The sequence below is a fragment of the Arthrobacter sp. B0490 genome (assembly GCF_002929355.1).
Lineage (GTDB): Bacteria > Actinomycetota > Actinomycetes > Actinomycetales > Micrococcaceae > Arthrobacter_D.
The window spans coordinates 24,982-39,031 of record NZ_PJIR01000014.1 but is presented as its reverse complement, the minus strand read 5'-3'; the positions used below and the strand labels follow the sequence as shown (position 1 = coordinate 39,031).

Here is a 14,050-nt window from a genome sequence, read left to right as displayed (position 1 = left end):
TACATGAGCAACACCGACCTGATCCTGGACCCACCGACGATCCGGGAGAGGACCGGCGACGTGCTGGCGCGGACCCCCACCGGCCTCCTCATCGACGGCACGTGGCGGGACTCCTCCGACGGCGGCACCTTCCCGGTGGAGAACCCTGCCACCGGCGAGGTGATAGCGACCATGGCCTCCGCCACCCGCAGGGACTCGCAGGCGGCCATGGATGCTGCCGCCGAGGCACAGGAATCGTGGGCCCGGACCTCGTCCCGATCCCGTTCGGAGATCCTCCGCCGGGCCTTCGACCTCGTTCAGGACCGCGCCGATGACCTGGCACTCCTGATGACCCTCGAGATGGGGAAGCCCCTCCCCGAAGCCCTCGGCGAAGTGAAGTACGGCGGCGAGTTCCTGCGCTGGTTCTCCGAAGAAGCTGTCCGCGACTACGGCCGCTACTCGGAGGCGCCGGAGGGCGACCTGCGGATGCTCGTCTCGCGCAAGCCGGTCGGCCCGTGCCTGCTGATCACCCCGTGGAACTTCCCGTTGGCCATGGCGACCCGCAAGATCGCTCCCGCCGTCGCCGCGGGCTGCACCATGGTGCTCAAACCGGCCCGCCTCACGCCTCTGACCTCGCAGTACTTCGCCCAGATCATGATCGACGCCGGTCTCCCGGCCGGTGTGCTCAACGTGGTGTCCTCGGCATCGGCGTCGGCCGTCTCCGAACCGATCCTGGCTGATCCACGGCTGCGGAAGGTGTCCTTCACGGGGTCCACACCCGTCGGTAAGCACCTGATGAAGCTGGCGACGGACAACGTGCTGCGCACCTCGATGGAGCTCGGCGGCAACGGCCCGCTGATCGTCTTCGAGGACGCGGACATCGACAAGGCCGTCGCGGGCGCCATGGCTGCGAAGATGCGCAACATGGGCGAGGCGTGCACCGCGGCGAACCGCCTCCTCGTCCACGAATCGGTGGCCGACGAGTTCGTCGCCAAGCTGGCCGCGAAGATGTCGGCCCTGACGGTGGGCGACGGGACCGACGAGGGCACCGACGTCGGTCCGCTGATCGAGGCCAGGGCGAGGGACGCCGTCGAGGAGTTCGTGCTGGACGCGGTGAGGCAGGGAGCGACAGTGGTCGTCGGCGGGTCGCGCATCGACGGCCCCGGATACTTCTTCCAGCCCACCCTGCTGACGCATGTGCCCCGGAACGCCCGGGTCGTCCGCGAGGAGATCTTCGGGCCGGTCGCACCCGTGGTGACCTTCTCGACCGAGGACGAGGCGGTCGAGCTGGCGAACTCGACCGAGTACGGGCTCGCCTCCTACGTCTTCACCGAGAACATCTCCCGCGGACTGCGCATCGGTGACCGCATCGAGTTCGGGCTCCTGGGCCTGAACGTCGGGGTCATCTCCAACGCAGCGGCGCCCTTCGGCGGCGTGAAGCAGTCGGGCATCGGCCGGGAGGGCGGAGCAGAGGGCATCGCGGAGTACACCACCATCCAGTACATCGGCATCGAGAACCCCTGGGCCGGACCACCGCCACGCTGAATGCACGTACGGGTCGGCTCACTCGGCCGGCCTCCCGTCCTCAACCAGCTCGGTCCCGTGCTTCTTGGAAAAGGTGAAGAAAATGCAGACACCCGATATCGGGCGACCGCCGGTGGACCGTCGGCACGACCGCGTCGTCGAGGGGGTCGTTGCCCACGGGGACAAGCGCGGCCGCCTTCTCGGCTTTCCGACGGCGAACATCGCCGGTGACTCCGTGATCCTCGAGGACGGCGTGTGGGCCGGCACGGTGCAGGTGGACCCGCAGGGGGACGGACGGGTATACGTTGCGGCCATCTCCCTGGGCAGTCGGCCCACCTACTACGCGCAGGACGGCGTGCGGCTGATCGAGGCCTTCCTCCTCGACTTCGATGAACAGATCTATGGTCGGCGGGTCCGGGTGCAGTTCATCCATCGCCTGCGCCCGCAGTGGGGCTTCGAGGACTCGTCGCACCTCGTGCGCCAGCTTCGCCGTGACGTGGCGGACGTGGAAGCCTGGGCCCGGCAGCAGGGCTCCCGCGCGGTGCGGTCCTGCCCGCTGCAGGTCCCCAGCTACAGCTGGGTCGCTGCCCGCACGCAACTCCCCGTGGGATACCTTCGTCATCGATATCCGTCCCTGGAACAGCTGAGGGACGCGGGTTCCCCCTCGGCGGCGTCAGGGCCTCCCGGCGCCGGGTAGGGCCGTCCCGGTCGGGCCCCGAAGCGTGTGCCGAGCCCCGAACCGCTGGGGCCCGGACACCGAGGACCCGTTCAGCGGGCGGCGACGGCGAGGAACTGGATGGGGAGTTCGAGGAGCTCGAGCGGTCCGTGGGGTCCTTCTCCGTCGAGGAGCAGTGAATCCCCGGACTCCATGGCGTACTCGTACGGCCCGTGCCCGTACACCATCTTCCCGGCGAGCATGAAGATGAACTCGGTACCCGGGTGCTGGAACAGGGGGAAGACATCGGAGGCGTCGGTCAGCGTGACGAGGGTGGGCTCGAGCGCGTCGGGTCGGCCCTTGAGGGTTCCCAGCACGTGGTATTCATGTCCGTGCTGTGTGCCGCTGCGGACGGTGACGCTGCCTGCGCCGCGCTTGGTGAAGGTGGCATCACGGTCGGTGTCCGCTCCGCGGAAGAGCGCCGTGACCGGGATCGCCAGTCCGTCCGCCAGGCGCTGCAGTGTCGTCAGCGAGCAGGAGGTGCTGGCGGTCTCGATCTTCGAGATCATGCCCTTGGACAGCCCTGTCCGAGCCGCGAGTTCGGCCGATGACAGGTTCTGGGCCGTCCGGTAATGCCTCACCTGGGTGCCGATGACCTGCTCGATCTTCCCGCCGCCGTCGTCCTGAGCATGTTCGGTCATAGCTGCCATCCTAGGTAGAAGCACGAGCGGGGCCGGCACGGTGGCTCCGACCGCCTCAGGAGAGCAGCCCGGCGAGCGAGTCGGCCAGTGCGACGGCGCCTGCTTCGGCGTCGTCGTCCTCGACGAACTCCTCGGGTGAGTGGGAGATGCCGGTGGGGTTCCGCACGAACAGCATGGCCGTGGGGATGTGGGTGCTGAGGATGCCCGAGTCGTGTCCGGCACCGGTGTGCAGGAGCGGTGCGGCGGGGATCAGCTCCTGGAGCCGGCCCCCCAACCCGACGTCGAAGTGCACGGTCGGGCTAAGGGATTCCAGGGTGAGAAGGGCGGTGCATCCCTCCTCGGCAGCCTGGACCTCGGTGCGGGCCCGGATGGCTTCGACGACGGCCGCGGTGACCGCGTCATCGGGGTGGCGTACGTCGATCCACAGGTCCACCCGCGAGGCGATGACATTGGTGCCTCCGGGAACCGGTTGCAGCCGGCCCACCGTTGCCCGGGCGCCCGGGTGTGTCCTGGCGATCTCCCGGATGCTGACGATCATCTTCGCGGCGGCGACCACGGGGTCCCGCCGGTCCGTCATGAGCGTGGTGCCGGCGTGGTTGCCCTGGCCGCCGACGCTCAGCTTCCATCGGCCGTGGCCCAGGATGGACGAGCCGATGGCCACGGGCTGGTCGAGGTCGATCAGACCGCGTCCCTGCTCGACATGCAACTCCACGAAGACTCCGAGCTGTGCAAGGGTGCGGGCGTCGACGCCGATCAGCCCGGGGTCCTGGCCCTGGGACGCCGCGGCGTCCGCATAGGTGGTGCCGTCCGCGTCCGTGAGCCGGCGGGCACTGTCTGCGTCGATGGCGCCGGTGAGGAGGCGTGATCCGAGGCAGGCGATTCCGAACCGCGAGCCTTCCTCCTCGGGGAAGACGGCTATCGCCAGGGGGCGCTCGAGGCTGGTTCCCCGTGCCCGGAGGATGTCGACGGCGACCAGGGCCGATGCCACGCCGAGAGGTCCGTCGTACTCGCCGCCGCCGGGTACCGAATCGAGGTGGCTACCTGTGACGACCGCGTCCTGCCGGACGCCCGAGGCCGTGTCCCACCACGCCCAGATGATCCCGTTGGAGTCCGTGACCACCTCCAGCCCGCGCTCTTCTGCCTGCTCGACGAACCAGCTCCTCAGGTCCATCTCGGCGGAGGAGAAGACGGGTCGCGAGAACCCGCCGCGCACCCTGTCCCTGCCTACGGCGGCGATGCTCCGCAGCAGGCCGCTGACAGTGGTCGGGGTGGTCGGGGTGGTCGGGGTGGTCGGGGTGGTCGGGGTGGTCGGGGTGGCAGGGGTGGCGGGGGAGGGCACGATGGTTCCGATTCTGGCGGGGAGCGGGCAGGGGTATCAGCTGTGGCTGATGTTCAGGGACGGGCGGAAGCGGGCCGGGACGCTGCCCGAACCGGTGGCCAGATCGGCTGCCCACCGGCCGATCAGGGGTGCGAACTTCGCCCCGTGCCCCGAACACGGGGAGAGGATGGTGATCCCGTGTGCGCGGTCGACGATGAAGTCCTCGTCGGGCGTATTGGTGAACAGGCAGGTGGTCTCGGCATACGGCTCGGGATCGACGCCCGGGAGGTACTTCCTGACGTAGTCCACCACCCGGAGCCTGTTGCGCGGGTCGACCGTGCCGGTCTGTTCGGCGGCCGAGGGGATGATTCCGCCGCCGTTGTATTCGGCGACCTTCTGGCCTGCGAAGCCTGCGTCGCGTCCTCCGGGTAGCCCATAGGTCTGCAGGTCGGCGCTCTTGTGGATGAAGGTGGGCCATGGCTCGTCCGTGCGATAGCGGAAGTGGTACGCCTGTTCCTGGCGGACGGTGATCCGCGGCAGCCCCGCGAGGAATCCGGCCGGCAACGGGAGGTGTCCCATCAGTGCGGGTAGCCACCCGCCGGCGCTGACGACCACGTGTCCGGCCTCGATCGTCTCCCCTGCCTCGGAGTGCACGCGGTAGCCCGCCCCGTGCTCCTCCACCCTCGCTGCACTCCATCCGGTCAGGACCGTCGCGCCGTGCTGTATGGCCTGCCCGACCATCGCGTGCACGGAACGTTCGGCGTCGATGACCCCGGCGCCGGGGTGCCACAGGACGGGCGTGTCGAAGGCGATCTGCGGCCACCGTGATCGTGCCTCGGCCGCGCTGAGCAGCTCGTGGTCGACCCCGGCGCCGGCGAGGACCCGGGCCAGCTGGTCCGGCCCGCGGTGCGGACCGTAGTCCACGGCGCCGGCCGGGGTGATCAGTTCCAGCCCGCTGGCCCGATCGAGTTCGTCCCACAGGGCCCTCGACTCGACCACGGCCCGGGCATAGAAGGGGTCGGGGTAGGCATAGCGGAAGATGCGGGCCGATCCGTGGGAGCTGCCGTCATGGCTCGCCGGAGTCGTGCGTTCGACGATCGTGACCTGATGGCCCCGCCTGGCGAGCTGCCAGGCCGTCGCTGCACCCGCCAGGCCGGCGCCGACGACGACGTAATCGGTGGACGTGGTCATCGAGGTCTCCTAGCCTGCACCGGGGATCCAGCTGGTGCCTGCCAGCGGGACTCTCGCCATGGCGGAGGCCTCGATGGTCAGGGCGACGAGGTCCTCGGGTTCGAGGTTGTGCAGGTGCGACTTCCCGCAGGCCCGGGCGATGGTCTGGGCCTCCATCGTCAGGACGCGGAGGTAGTTGGCCAGGCGCCGGCCCCCGGCGACCGGGTCCAGGCGCAAGGCGAGGTCCGGGTCCTGCGTGGTGATGCCCGCGGGGTCGCGGCCGTCCTGGAAGTCGTCGTAGAACCCTGCCGCGGAGCCCAGCGCACTGTAGTCGGCCGCGTACCTGGGGTCGTTGTCGCCCAGCGCGATGAGGGCCGCCGTCCCGATCGCGACCGCATCGGCGCCGAGGGCCAGCGCCTTGGCCACGTCGGCCCCCGTGCGGATGCCGCCGGAGACGATGAGCTGGACCTTCCGGTGGACGCCGAGCTCCTGGAGTGCCTGGACGGCCTGCGGGATGGCGGCGAGGGTGGGGATGCCGACGTTCTCGATGAAGACCTGCTGCGTCGCGGCGGTGCCGCCCTGCATCCCGTCGACCACGACGACGTCGGCACCGGATTTCACGGCCAGCGCGGTGTCGTAGTAGGGGCGTGACGCGCCGATCTTGACGTAGACGGGCGTCCTCCAGTCGGTGATCTCCCGCAGTTCGCCGATCTTGATCTCGAGGTCGTCCGGACCGGTCCAGTCCGGGTGGCGACTGGCGGAGCGCTGGTCGATGCCCACCGGCAGGGTGCGCATGCCGGCGACGCGTTCGGTGATCTTCTGGCCGAGCAGCATGCCGCCGCCGCCGGGCTTGGCTCCCTGTCCCAGCACGATCTCGATGGCGTCCGCCTTGCGCAGGTCGTCCGGGTTCATGCCGTAGCGGGACGGCAGGTACTGGTACACGAGGTGCCTGGACTGGCCCCGCTCCTCGGGCGTCATGCCGCCGTCGCCCGTCGTGGTGGAGGTGCCGACCTCGCTCGCCCCACGGCCCAGTGCCTCCTTGGCGTTGGCCGACAGGGCGCCGAAGCTCATGCCGGCGATGGTCACGGGGGTCTGCAGGTGGAGGGGCCTGCTGGCGTGACGGTCGCCGAGGACGACGTCGGTGTCGCACTTCTCGCGATAGCCCTCCAGCGGGTAGCGGGACATCGAAGCCCCCAGGAACAGCAGGTCGTCGAAGTGGGGGACCTTGCGCTTGGCACCCCAGCCCCGGATGTCGTAGACGCCGGTGGCGGCGGCGCGCTGGATATCGGCGATGGTCGCGCGGTCGAACGTCGCGGATTCCCGCAGACCCGACTCGGCGGTGTTCGGGGCGGGGGCGTGCGGAGCAGGGATGTGCGCGGGGGCGTCCTGCTGGACCGGGGGAAGGGTCATGGGAGTGTCCTTGCTAGTACGACGTCGAGTTGTGGACGTTGAAGTGGTAGAGCTTGCGGGCCGAGCCGTAGCGCTTGAAGTCCGCCGGGCTGTCCGTCCGCCCGGCAGCGGCGAGCAGGCCTGCGAGTTCGTCGAGATGCTCGGGCGTCATGGGCTTCTCGATGCAGTCCGCCCCCAGGGAGGCGACGGAACCCCGGACGTAGATCCGGGCCTCGTAGATCGAGTCGCCCAGTGCGTCGCCTGCGTCACCACAGACCACCAGGCGCCCGGCCTGTGCCATGAACGCGGACATGTGCCCGATACTGCCGCCCACGACGATGTCCACGCCTTTCATGGAGATCCCGCAGCGGGCCCCGGCGTTGCCGTCGATGACGACCAGGCCACCGTGTCCCGTGGCTGCCGCGGACTGGGACGCATCACCCGTGACGTGGACGGTGCCGGACATGATGTTCTCCGCCAGCCCGACCCCGGCGTTGCCGGTGATGGTCACGCTCCCCTTCTGGTGCATGCCTGCCGCGTAGTAACCGGCATGACCTTCGATGGCGACGTCGATGTCCGCGGTGATACCGACGGCGAGACTGTGTCTGCCGCCGGGGGAGGTGACCGTCCAGGACTGGCCGTCCACGGCGTCGTGCAGGGCCTGGTTGAGCTCGCGGACGGGCGCCGTCCCGAGATCGATCGTGCTCGTCCCGGCCGCTTCCGCGCCGGCGCCCTCCGTGGGTGCGGCGGCGTCGGGCAGTGTCAGAGTGACCATGTGTAGACCTTTCCGGGTTCCGGTTCGAAGATGCGGGCGCTTCCGATGCCGGGCAGTGCAGCAAGGGCGCGGTATTCCGACGCCATGGCGACGTAGTCGTCCGTCTCGGCGATGATGGCCGGCTTGCAGGCGATGGGGTCGCGGACGACCGCCATGCCGTCCGCAGTGGTGACCACGAGGGTGTAGAAGCCGTCGAGGACCCTGCCGAGGTTGACCAGGGCTTCCTCGAGCGAGTCGCCCTGCGTCAGGCGGGAGGCGATGTAGCGGGCGCCGACCTCGGTGTCGTTGTCCGAGTCGAAGACCACTCCTTCCCGCAGGAGGTTCCGGCGGACCGTGGCGTGGTTGGAGAAGGAGCCGTTGTGGACCAGGCAGAGGTCGTCCGCGACGGAGAACGGGTGGGACCCGCCGGCGGTGACTGCTGATTCGGTGGCCATCCGGGTGTGGGACAGGCCCTGACTCCCGGCCATGGACTCGAGACCGTGGTCGGCGGCGATCTCCATGGGGTGGCCGACGCTCTTCATCACGGCCACGTGCTCACCCCGCCCGGTGATGGTCGAGCCGGGAAGCGTCTCGCTGACGGCCTTGACCAGGAGGTCGGTCGGGACGGCCGCGTTGACCAGGGTGGTGTCGCCGATGATCTGCACGGTCGGGGAGGCATCCGAAGGCAGCAGATCGCCGAGGGACGCCGTGATGATCGAGGCGTCCCTGCCCTGGTGTCGACCGAGGAGGCTCAGGGTCGAGGTCCCCGGCGAGACCAGGCCCGGGACGTCGTACACGGCCAGGCCGGCCGAATCCGGGCCGCGGTCCACGATCTGGCACAGCATCGAGGACAGCAGGGTGCCCATCCGGGGGTGCAGCGATGGGTTGCGCAGCTGCAGCGCGGCGATTCCGCACATGAGTCGTCCTTTGCTGGGGGGTTAGATGGAGGTGAGGTACGTGCGGATCTCCCAGTCGCTGACCTGGTTGTGCCAGCTCAGGAACTCCTCCTCCTTGGCGTCGGCGTAGTACCTGCCGATCGTTGCGTCGCCACTGAGACTGGAGAGGATCACGGGGTCCCGCCGGAGGGCCTCGACCGCGTGCAGGAGCGTGGCGGGCAGCAGGTGGGCGTCAGGCCGCGATTCTCCCGGACCGGACGGCGATCCCGGGTCGGTCGTGCATCTGACGCCGTCCAGTCCTGCCTCGATGGCCGTGGCGATGGCGAGGTACGGATTCGCGGCGCCATCCCCGGAACGGAGTTCGATTCTCCTGTCGTCCGGGACACGGACCAGATGCGTGCGGTCGTTGCCGCCGAAGGAGGCCTTTCGCGGCGACCAGGTCGCCCCCGACGAGCTCGTCGTGGCTCCGGAGCGCTTGTAGGAGTTGACGGTCGGCGCCAGGAAGGCCTGCAGGGCCGGGGCGTGCTCCAGGAGGCCGCCGATGAAGGAGTACGCCAGCGCGGACAGTCCGAGCCCGCGCGTGTCTTCCGCGTCCGGGAACAGCGCGTCGTCACCTGCCCACAGGGACAGGTGGAGGTGCAGTCCGGTACCCGTCCGGTCCGTGAACGGTTTGGGCATGAAGGTCGCCGTCATGCCGCGCTGGTCGGCGAGGATATTGAGGATGTAGCGGAGGGTGACGACGCGGTCGGCGGTGGTCAGGGCGTCGGCGTAGTCGAAGTTCTGCTCGAACTGGCCGGCGGCGTCCTCGTGGTCGTTGGCGTAGTTGCCCCAGCCCAGGCCATTCATGGCCTCGGAGATGGACGTCAGATGCTCGTACATGCGGGTGACCCCGCGGGCGTCGTAGCACGGGTGGGGTGAATCGTCCTTGGGATCGGCCGTGCTGAGTGTCCCGTCCGGGTTCCTGTTCACCAGGAAGTACTCGACTTCTGCGCCGATCTTCGCCTGCATCCCCTCCTGCGCCAGCCCGGCCAGGGTGTTCTTGAGGATGACGCGCGGCGCGTAGGGCCAGGGCTTCCCGTCCACGTGCGGGTCGCAGTGGATGATCGCCAGGCCTTTCCTGATGAAAGGGACCGGTGTGAACGATGTCAGGTCCGGCACGGCGATCAGGTCGGAGTCCTGGGGCTTCTGGCCGATGAGGCCGGCTGCGTATCCCGCGAAGCCCATCGCACCGGCTTCGAGCTCGTCCGCCGCCTCCACCGGCACGAGTTTCGCGCAGGGTTTGCCCGTCATGTCCACGAAGGTGGCGAGCAGGAACCGCACGTCGTGGGCCTTCGCGATGTCCGCCAGGGAGATGCGGCCCGCCTCGACCGGTCCCGGCGTCGCGGTCTGCGCCTTCGGGGTTGCAAGACTTGTCATGGGGTTCCCGTCGCCTCCTGTTGCTTCAAGTGAAACACTGTTGAACTACAGTAGACAGATCGGGTGTTTCGGCCAGGCGAGCGGAGTGTTAACTCTGCGTGACACGGTCCGGGAGCCAGCAGCCGCGACGGGAGCAGCAGCGTGAGGGGATGGGGAGAATGGTCCGCGAAGGCAGTGGTGGAGACCTCCGGCCCGCCTCGGGCTCGATCGTCAGGACGCAGGATGTCGCGCCCAGCGCCTGGAGGAACGGAGCAGGGACCACGCGGGAGATCGCCGCCTGCCGGGCTGCGGGATCCGCAGCCGACTTCGACTGGCGGATCAGCGTCGCGGACCTGAGGCATGATGCGTCGTTCTCCCGCTTCCCCGGGATCGACAGGACGTTCCTCCTCGCGTCGGGTGCCGGCGTCGTTCTGGAGATCGCCGGCACCGCAGTGGCCCTCGAGGAGTGGCAGGCGACGGCTTTCCCGGGGGAGGACGAGGTGAGCGTCGCTCTTCCGCGGGGTCCGGCCACCGCCGTGAACCTCATGACCGCACGTTCGCACACCGGGACGATGAGCGTGCTGCCCGTCGATGGGGCGCACCCCCTCACGCCCGCCACGGTCGCCGTGCTGGTGCTGGAAGGAGGAGCCCGCACTCCCCGGGGGAGGGTCCTCCGCCCGATGGACTTCCTGCTGCGTGGCGCCGGTCCGGAGATCCTGCACTTCACGGACGCGGTTGCCGTCTTCGTCGACATCCGCGGACGGTAGGCACGGCGACGGGCACGCGCCGATACCGTCCCGCGAGACTCCGCAGGCCCGTCGGGTGAGAAGTTACACGCTGGAAACCCGGGGATGACCGACCAGAAACGCTCCCTGCGTTCACTTGGGGTAATCGAAGTTTCACCACGTGAATCACCAGGGAGCTCCCATGTCGACCGAAATCAACTTCCGTTACCTCAGCGAACCCGACATGATCGACGCCGGCGTCGGCGATGTCGTCCGCTGCACCGATGTCATGGAGGAGGCTCTCGTCCTCCTCCGCCAGGGCGACTACCGGATGGCGGGCGAGAACGGCAATTCACACGGCGCGATGATCACGTTCCCCGAGCGCCCCGCGTTCGACGGCATGCCCGCGGACGGGCCGGATCGCCGCTTCATGGCGATGCCCGCCTACCTGGGAGGGCGCTTCGGCACCACGGGCGTGAAGTGGTACGGCTCCAACGCGGAGAACCGTCGGAAAGGCCTGCCCCGATCGGTCCACGTCTTCGTGCTGAACGACCGGGACACCGGGGCGCCGCTCGCGATCATGAGTGCCAACCTCCTCAGCGCCTACCGTACCGGCGCCGTACCCGGTGTAGGGGTGAAGCACCTCGCGAAAGCCGACGCGAGGACCGCGGCCGTGATCGGCCCCGGGGTGATCGCACGGTCCGTCCTCGAGACGACGTTGGCGCTCCGCCCCTCGATCGACACGGTTTCGGTGAAAGGCCGGAGCGCCGCCGGCACACAGGCGTTCGTCGACTGGGCCACGGCGAAGTTCCCGCAGCTCAGCCGCGTCATCGCGGCCGAGACGATCGAGGAGGCGATCGCCGATGCCGACATCGTCATGGCGACCACCACCACCGACGCCGCCGGAAGCGAGGCGTTCCCGTACTTCCCGAAGTCCGCCATCAAGCCGGGCGCCCTGCTGCTGCTCCCGGCCGCTGCCCGGTTCGACGACGACTTCCTCCAGGACGCACGCCTCGTGATCGACGCTGAAGGCCTCTACCAGGCCTGGCTGGAGGAATACGGCCCCACCGCCTACCAGATCCTGGGCATCCCGGGTTCGCACTGGTTCGGGCTCCTCGAGAACGGGACGCTGCCTCCCTCGAAGATCGAGGAGATCGCGGACATCGCGACCGGGAAGCTCCCCGGTCGCCGGGACGACGACGAGATCATCCTCTACTCCGTCGGGGGGATGCCCGTGGAGGACGTCGCATGGGCGACGGACCTCTACCGCGTCGCCGAGGAGAGGAACATCGGCACCGTCCTGAACCTCTGGGACACGCCGGCCCTCGCCTGATCCGCCGCGCTGCCGTCGCGTCGAGGGTGCCCGTCGTCGCACGGGCCCGACCCGCTGCCGGCCGGCATCGTTCGGTGCCGGCCGGCACGCGTCAGGCGAAGTCCTGCACCTTCTTCCAGCCGGGGTCGAGCACGTGCCTGGCCGTCACGGGGCGCCGCTCCCGCGCGGCGGCATCGAGGACGTCCCGCCCGTTCTGGTCCTCGGAGTCCGAATAGAAGTGGAACGTCCTGATCCCCCTCGAGGTCTCGGCCGCGACGAGCATCCCGCGGCGGCCGAGGCCGCGCACGAGGGCGTCCTCCAGCTCGTCCAGGGCGCCCAGGGCCGACGGCCGGGGAAGGCCCTGCCCGTCGGCGTCGAACGGGACCCGCAGTGCCGTGTGGAGGTCGAACCGTGGATGGTCGATCCACCGCAGCGGGCGCAGGACCCGCACGAGCACCGGGTCGCCGGTGCCGAGCGTCCCCTGCATCAGGAGCCAGCCCGGATCGGGCAGGGTCCGCGCCAGGTCCGTCACCCGGGCGGGCAGGTCCGACGCCGGGATGCTGTCCACGACGTCGTCGGCGATGCAGTCCACGCGGCGGACCCAGCGTTCCACGTCGTCCTCGCCGAGCAGCCATTCGAGCAGCAGGACGCACAGGCCGTGCTCGTCGTCCCACTGGCCCGTGAACCCGGGGTTGTGCACCGAGACGATCAGGCCGTCGCCCTTGGGTGCGACGGCGGCGTGGACGCGGGTACGGCTCAGGTCGAAGGTCCTGCCGCGGTAGGTGATGGTCGAATCGAGCATGTCGGGCCTGGCGCTGCGGGCGGGGAGGAACTCCCAGCGCCAGCTCGACGGCGGGGACGCCCGGTACCAGCGCTCGGCCACGGGACGCAGCGCGGCATCACCACCGCTGGAGACGCAGAGGGTGTGCTCGGCGTCGACACCCGTCCGCGTCTCCCACTCGAGGCCACGGGCGATCGCCCGCACCCTCCGGGTCATCTCGTCGACGTAGGCCTCGAAGTCCCCGGCCCGTGTGGCGGTGGTCAGCAGGTCCTCGCCGTCGTCCGCCCACCACTGCCAGAACGCGACGATGGGATCCGTCCCGCGCCCTCGCCCCGGGCAGGCCCGGCGGTCGAAGAGTCCCATAGCGCCTGCTTCCCCTGATGCCCGGTCAGCGGCGGCGGTAGGTGAGGTCGAAGACCATCCGTCCGGCCGCGATCGCCTTGTTCTCGAAACTCGTGAGGGTCCGCCCGTCGAAGCGCGGCGCCCACCCGCCGCGCTCGTCGACGCCTTCGTTGAGGCCCGTGTTGCCGGTGCTCACCGGGTCGCGGCCTTCCCGCACCGGAGCGCCACCCACGACGGACTCCACCCCGCTGTCCCACACCTGGGTGAGGGGACTCGCCGCGCCGGCGCGCTCGCCGTGGTGCAGGTTCTCGAAGTGCCTGCTCGCGTCCAGGGCCGCGCGCATCTGCACCGCGTAGCTGGACCAGTCGGTGGCCAGGCGGAAGATGCCGCCCGGTTCGAGGACACGCGCCGCGAGCTCGACGTAGTCGTCCTTGACGAGCCTGCGTTTGTGGTGGCGGGCCTTGTGCCAGGGGTCGGGGAAGAACGTCCACAGCTCGGCGACGGACGACGCCGGGATCATCCCCGCGAAGGCCGCTGCCGCATCGACCTGGGCGGTGCGCACGTTCGTCAGTTCCTTCTGGCTGATGCGCAGCATCGTCTGCGCCAGTCCCGGGCGGTAGACCTCGAGGGCGAGGTAGTCGCGGTCCGGGTCGAGCCCGGCGGCGTGCGTGATGGCCTCGCCGAGTCCCGAACCCACCTCGACGACGAGCGGTGCGGTCCGCCCGAACACCGTTCCGGCATCGAACACGAACCCGGGTGCCACGGAGGTGTCGGCGTTCTCCACGCGCGGCACCTCGACGAGGAAGGCCTCGGCGAGCTCGTCCCACGCCTCGCGGCGCCGTCCCTGCAGGCGCGAGCCCCGCCGGACGAAGGACACGGGCTGGGTGCGGTGCGGCTGGTCGGGGGTCTGCGCTAGTGGCTCCATCACCTCCAAGGCTACCGGCAGCGGGCCGGGCGGCCCTTCCGTCCCCGGGTGCACCGGGCGGCGCCCGGTGCACCCGGGTCATCCCGGCCCGACGCCGGCCGGACGTCGAATCGACCCGCGCGGAGATCGTCCGGGCGGCGCTCTCCCTCACCCCGCGGCGTCGATCAGCCTCGTCCGCGCCCGC

13 protein-coding genes are annotated in these 14,050 nt (G+C 69.8%); 4 read left to right on the top strand and 9 right to left on the bottom strand.

Annotated features, from left to right (window positions below; genetic code table 11):
* Nucleotides 1-3 precede the first annotated feature (3 nt).
* Together CXQ97_RS16155 and CXQ97_RS16150 are read left to right on the top strand one after the other, a co-directional pair.
* Nucleotides 4-1,524 (top strand): NAD-dependent succinate-semialdehyde dehydrogenase, encoded by a 1,521-nt coding sequence (locus CXQ97_RS16155; RefSeq protein WP_104181912.1) that lies wholly within the window; start codon nt 4-6, stop codon nt 1,522-1,524.
* An 82-nt stretch (nt 1,525-1,606) separates the two neighbouring features.
* The gene (locus tag CXQ97_RS16150; RefSeq protein ID WP_104181911.1) at nt 1,607-2,200 is read left to right on the top strand and encodes a riboflavin kinase; all 594 of its coding nucleotides are present in this window, start codon (nt 1,607-1,609) and stop codon (nt 2,198-2,200) included.
* Between the two features lie 71 nt (nt 2,201-2,271).
* On the opposite strand, the gene CXQ97_RS16145 is transcribed toward CXQ97_RS16150, so the two are convergent.
* From CXQ97_RS16145 to glnT, 7 genes are read right to left on the bottom strand one after another with little or no spacing between them, the layout of a single operon-like run.
* Entirely contained in the window at nt 2,272-2,859 is a 588-nt protein-coding gene (locus CXQ97_RS16145; RefSeq protein ID WP_258062673.1) for an XRE family transcriptional regulator, read from the bottom strand.
* A gap of 55 nt (nt 2,860-2,914) precedes the next feature.
* Nucleotides 2,915-4,198 (bottom strand): allantoate amidohydrolase, encoded by a 1,284-nt coding sequence (locus CXQ97_RS16140; protein WP_104181909.1) that lies wholly within the window; start codon nt 4,196-4,198, stop codon nt 2,915-2,917.
* A 36-nt stretch (nt 4,199-4,234) separates the two neighbouring features.
* Nucleotides 4,235-5,368: an FAD-dependent oxidoreductase gene (locus CXQ97_RS16135; protein WP_104181908.1), complete on the bottom strand. Its 1,134-nt coding sequence runs from the start codon at nt 5,366-5,368 to the stop codon at nt 4,235-4,237.
* Nucleotides 5,369-5,377: 9 nt separating this feature from the next.
* Nucleotides 5,378-6,757, bottom strand: a complete 1,380-nt coding sequence (locus tag CXQ97_RS16130; RefSeq protein WP_219815447.1) for an FMN-binding glutamate synthase family protein — start codon at nt 6,755-6,757, stop codon at nt 5,378-5,380.
* Between the two features lie 13 nt (nt 6,758-6,770).
* Nucleotides 6,771-7,511 carry a protein glxC gene (locus CXQ97_RS16125; protein WP_104181907.1) on the bottom strand — a complete coding sequence of 247 codons (741 nt, stop codon included), beginning with the start codon at nt 7,509-7,511 and terminating at the stop codon, nt 6,771-6,773.
* Nucleotides 7,499-8,407, bottom strand: coding sequence for a glutamine amidotransferase (locus CXQ97_RS16120; RefSeq protein ID WP_104181906.1), 909 nt, complete (start codon nt 8,405-8,407; stop codon nt 7,499-7,501). The genes CXQ97_RS16125 and CXQ97_RS16120 overlap by 13 nt, the downstream gene beginning before the upstream one ends.
* 21 nt (nt 8,408-8,428) lie before the next feature.
* On the bottom strand, nt 8,429-9,802 hold the full coding sequence (gene glnT, locus CXQ97_RS16115) for a type III glutamate--ammonia ligase (protein ID WP_104181905.1): 1,374 nt from the start codon (nt 9,800-9,802) through the stop codon (nt 8,429-8,431).
* 158 nt (nt 9,803-9,960) lie between these two features.
* Here glnT and CXQ97_RS16110 point away from each other — a divergent pair, with 158 nt between their 5' ends.
* Nucleotides 9,961-10,548, top strand: coding sequence for a HutD family protein (locus CXQ97_RS16110; RefSeq protein WP_181035117.1), 588 nt, complete (start codon nt 9,961-9,963; stop codon nt 10,546-10,548).
* Nucleotides 10,549-10,708: 160 nt separating this feature from the next.
* Complete coding sequence (locus tag CXQ97_RS16105) at nt 10,709-11,839, top strand: tyramine oxidase subunit B (protein WP_104181903.1); 1,131 nt, start codon at nt 10,709-10,711, stop codon at nt 11,837-11,839.
* Nucleotides 11,840-11,930: 91 nt separating this feature from the next.
* Here the strand turns inward: CXQ97_RS16105 and CXQ97_RS16100 are convergent, their stop codons facing one another.
* Together CXQ97_RS16100 and trmB are read right to left on the bottom strand one after the other, a co-directional pair.
* Nucleotides 11,931-12,962: a DUF695 domain-containing protein gene (locus CXQ97_RS16100; RefSeq protein WP_104181902.1), complete on the bottom strand. Its 1,032-nt coding sequence runs from the start codon at nt 12,960-12,962 to the stop codon at nt 11,931-11,933.
* A gap of 25 nt (nt 12,963-12,987) precedes the next feature.
* Nucleotides 12,988-13,866, bottom strand: a complete 879-nt coding sequence (trmB, locus tag CXQ97_RS16095) for a tRNA (guanosine(46)-N7)-methyltransferase TrmB (RefSeq protein WP_104181901.1) — start codon at nt 13,864-13,866, stop codon at nt 12,988-12,990.
* Between the last annotated feature and the right edge of the window lie 184 nt (nt 13,867-14,050).

Excerpts from the sequence above, each read along its gene's own strand:
- CXQ97_RS16135 (WP_104181908.1), bottom strand. The coding sequence starts at position 5,368 with ATGACCACGTCCACCGATTACGTCGTCGTCGGCGCCGGCCTGGCGGGT.
- CXQ97_RS16125 (WP_104181907.1), bottom strand. The coding sequence starts at position 7,511 with ATGGTCACTCTGACACTGCCCGACGCCGCCGCACCCACGGAGGGCGCC.
- CXQ97_RS16105 (WP_104181903.1), top strand. The coding sequence starts at position 10,709 with ATGTCGACCGAAATCAACTTCCGTTACCTCAGCGAACCCGACATGATC.
- CXQ97_RS16110 (WP_181035117.1), top strand. The coding sequence starts at position 9,961 with ATGGTCCGCGAAGGCAGTGGTGGAGACCTCCGGCCCGCCTCGGGCTCG.
- CXQ97_RS16150 (WP_104181911.1), top strand. The coding sequence starts at position 1,607 with ATGCAGACACCCGATATCGGGCGACCGCCGGTGGACCGTCGGCACGAC.
- CXQ97_RS16145 (WP_258062673.1), bottom strand. The coding sequence starts at position 2,859 with ATGACCGAACATGCTCAGGACGACGGCGGCGGGAAGATCGAGCAGGTC.
- CXQ97_RS16155 (WP_104181912.1), top strand. The coding sequence starts at position 4 with ATGAGCAACACCGACCTGATCCTGGACCCACCGACGATCCGGGAGAGG.
- trmB (WP_104181901.1), bottom strand. The coding sequence starts at position 13,866 with ATGGAGCCACTAGCGCAGACCCCCGACCAGCCGCACCGCACCCAGCCC.
- CXQ97_RS16130 (WP_219815447.1), bottom strand. The coding sequence starts at position 6,757 with ATGACCCTTCCCCCGGTCCAGCAGGACGCCCCCGCGCACATCCCTGCT.
- CXQ97_RS16120 (WP_104181906.1), bottom strand. The coding sequence starts at position 8,407 with ATGTGCGGAATCGCCGCGCTGCAGCTGCGCAACCCATCGCTGCACCCC.
- glnT (WP_104181905.1), bottom strand. The coding sequence starts at position 9,802 with ATGACAAGTCTTGCAACCCCGAAGGCGCAGACCGCGACGCCGGGACCG.
- CXQ97_RS16100 (WP_104181902.1), bottom strand. The coding sequence starts at position 12,962 with ATGGGACTCTTCGACCGCCGGGCCTGCCCGGGGCGAGGGCGCGGGACG.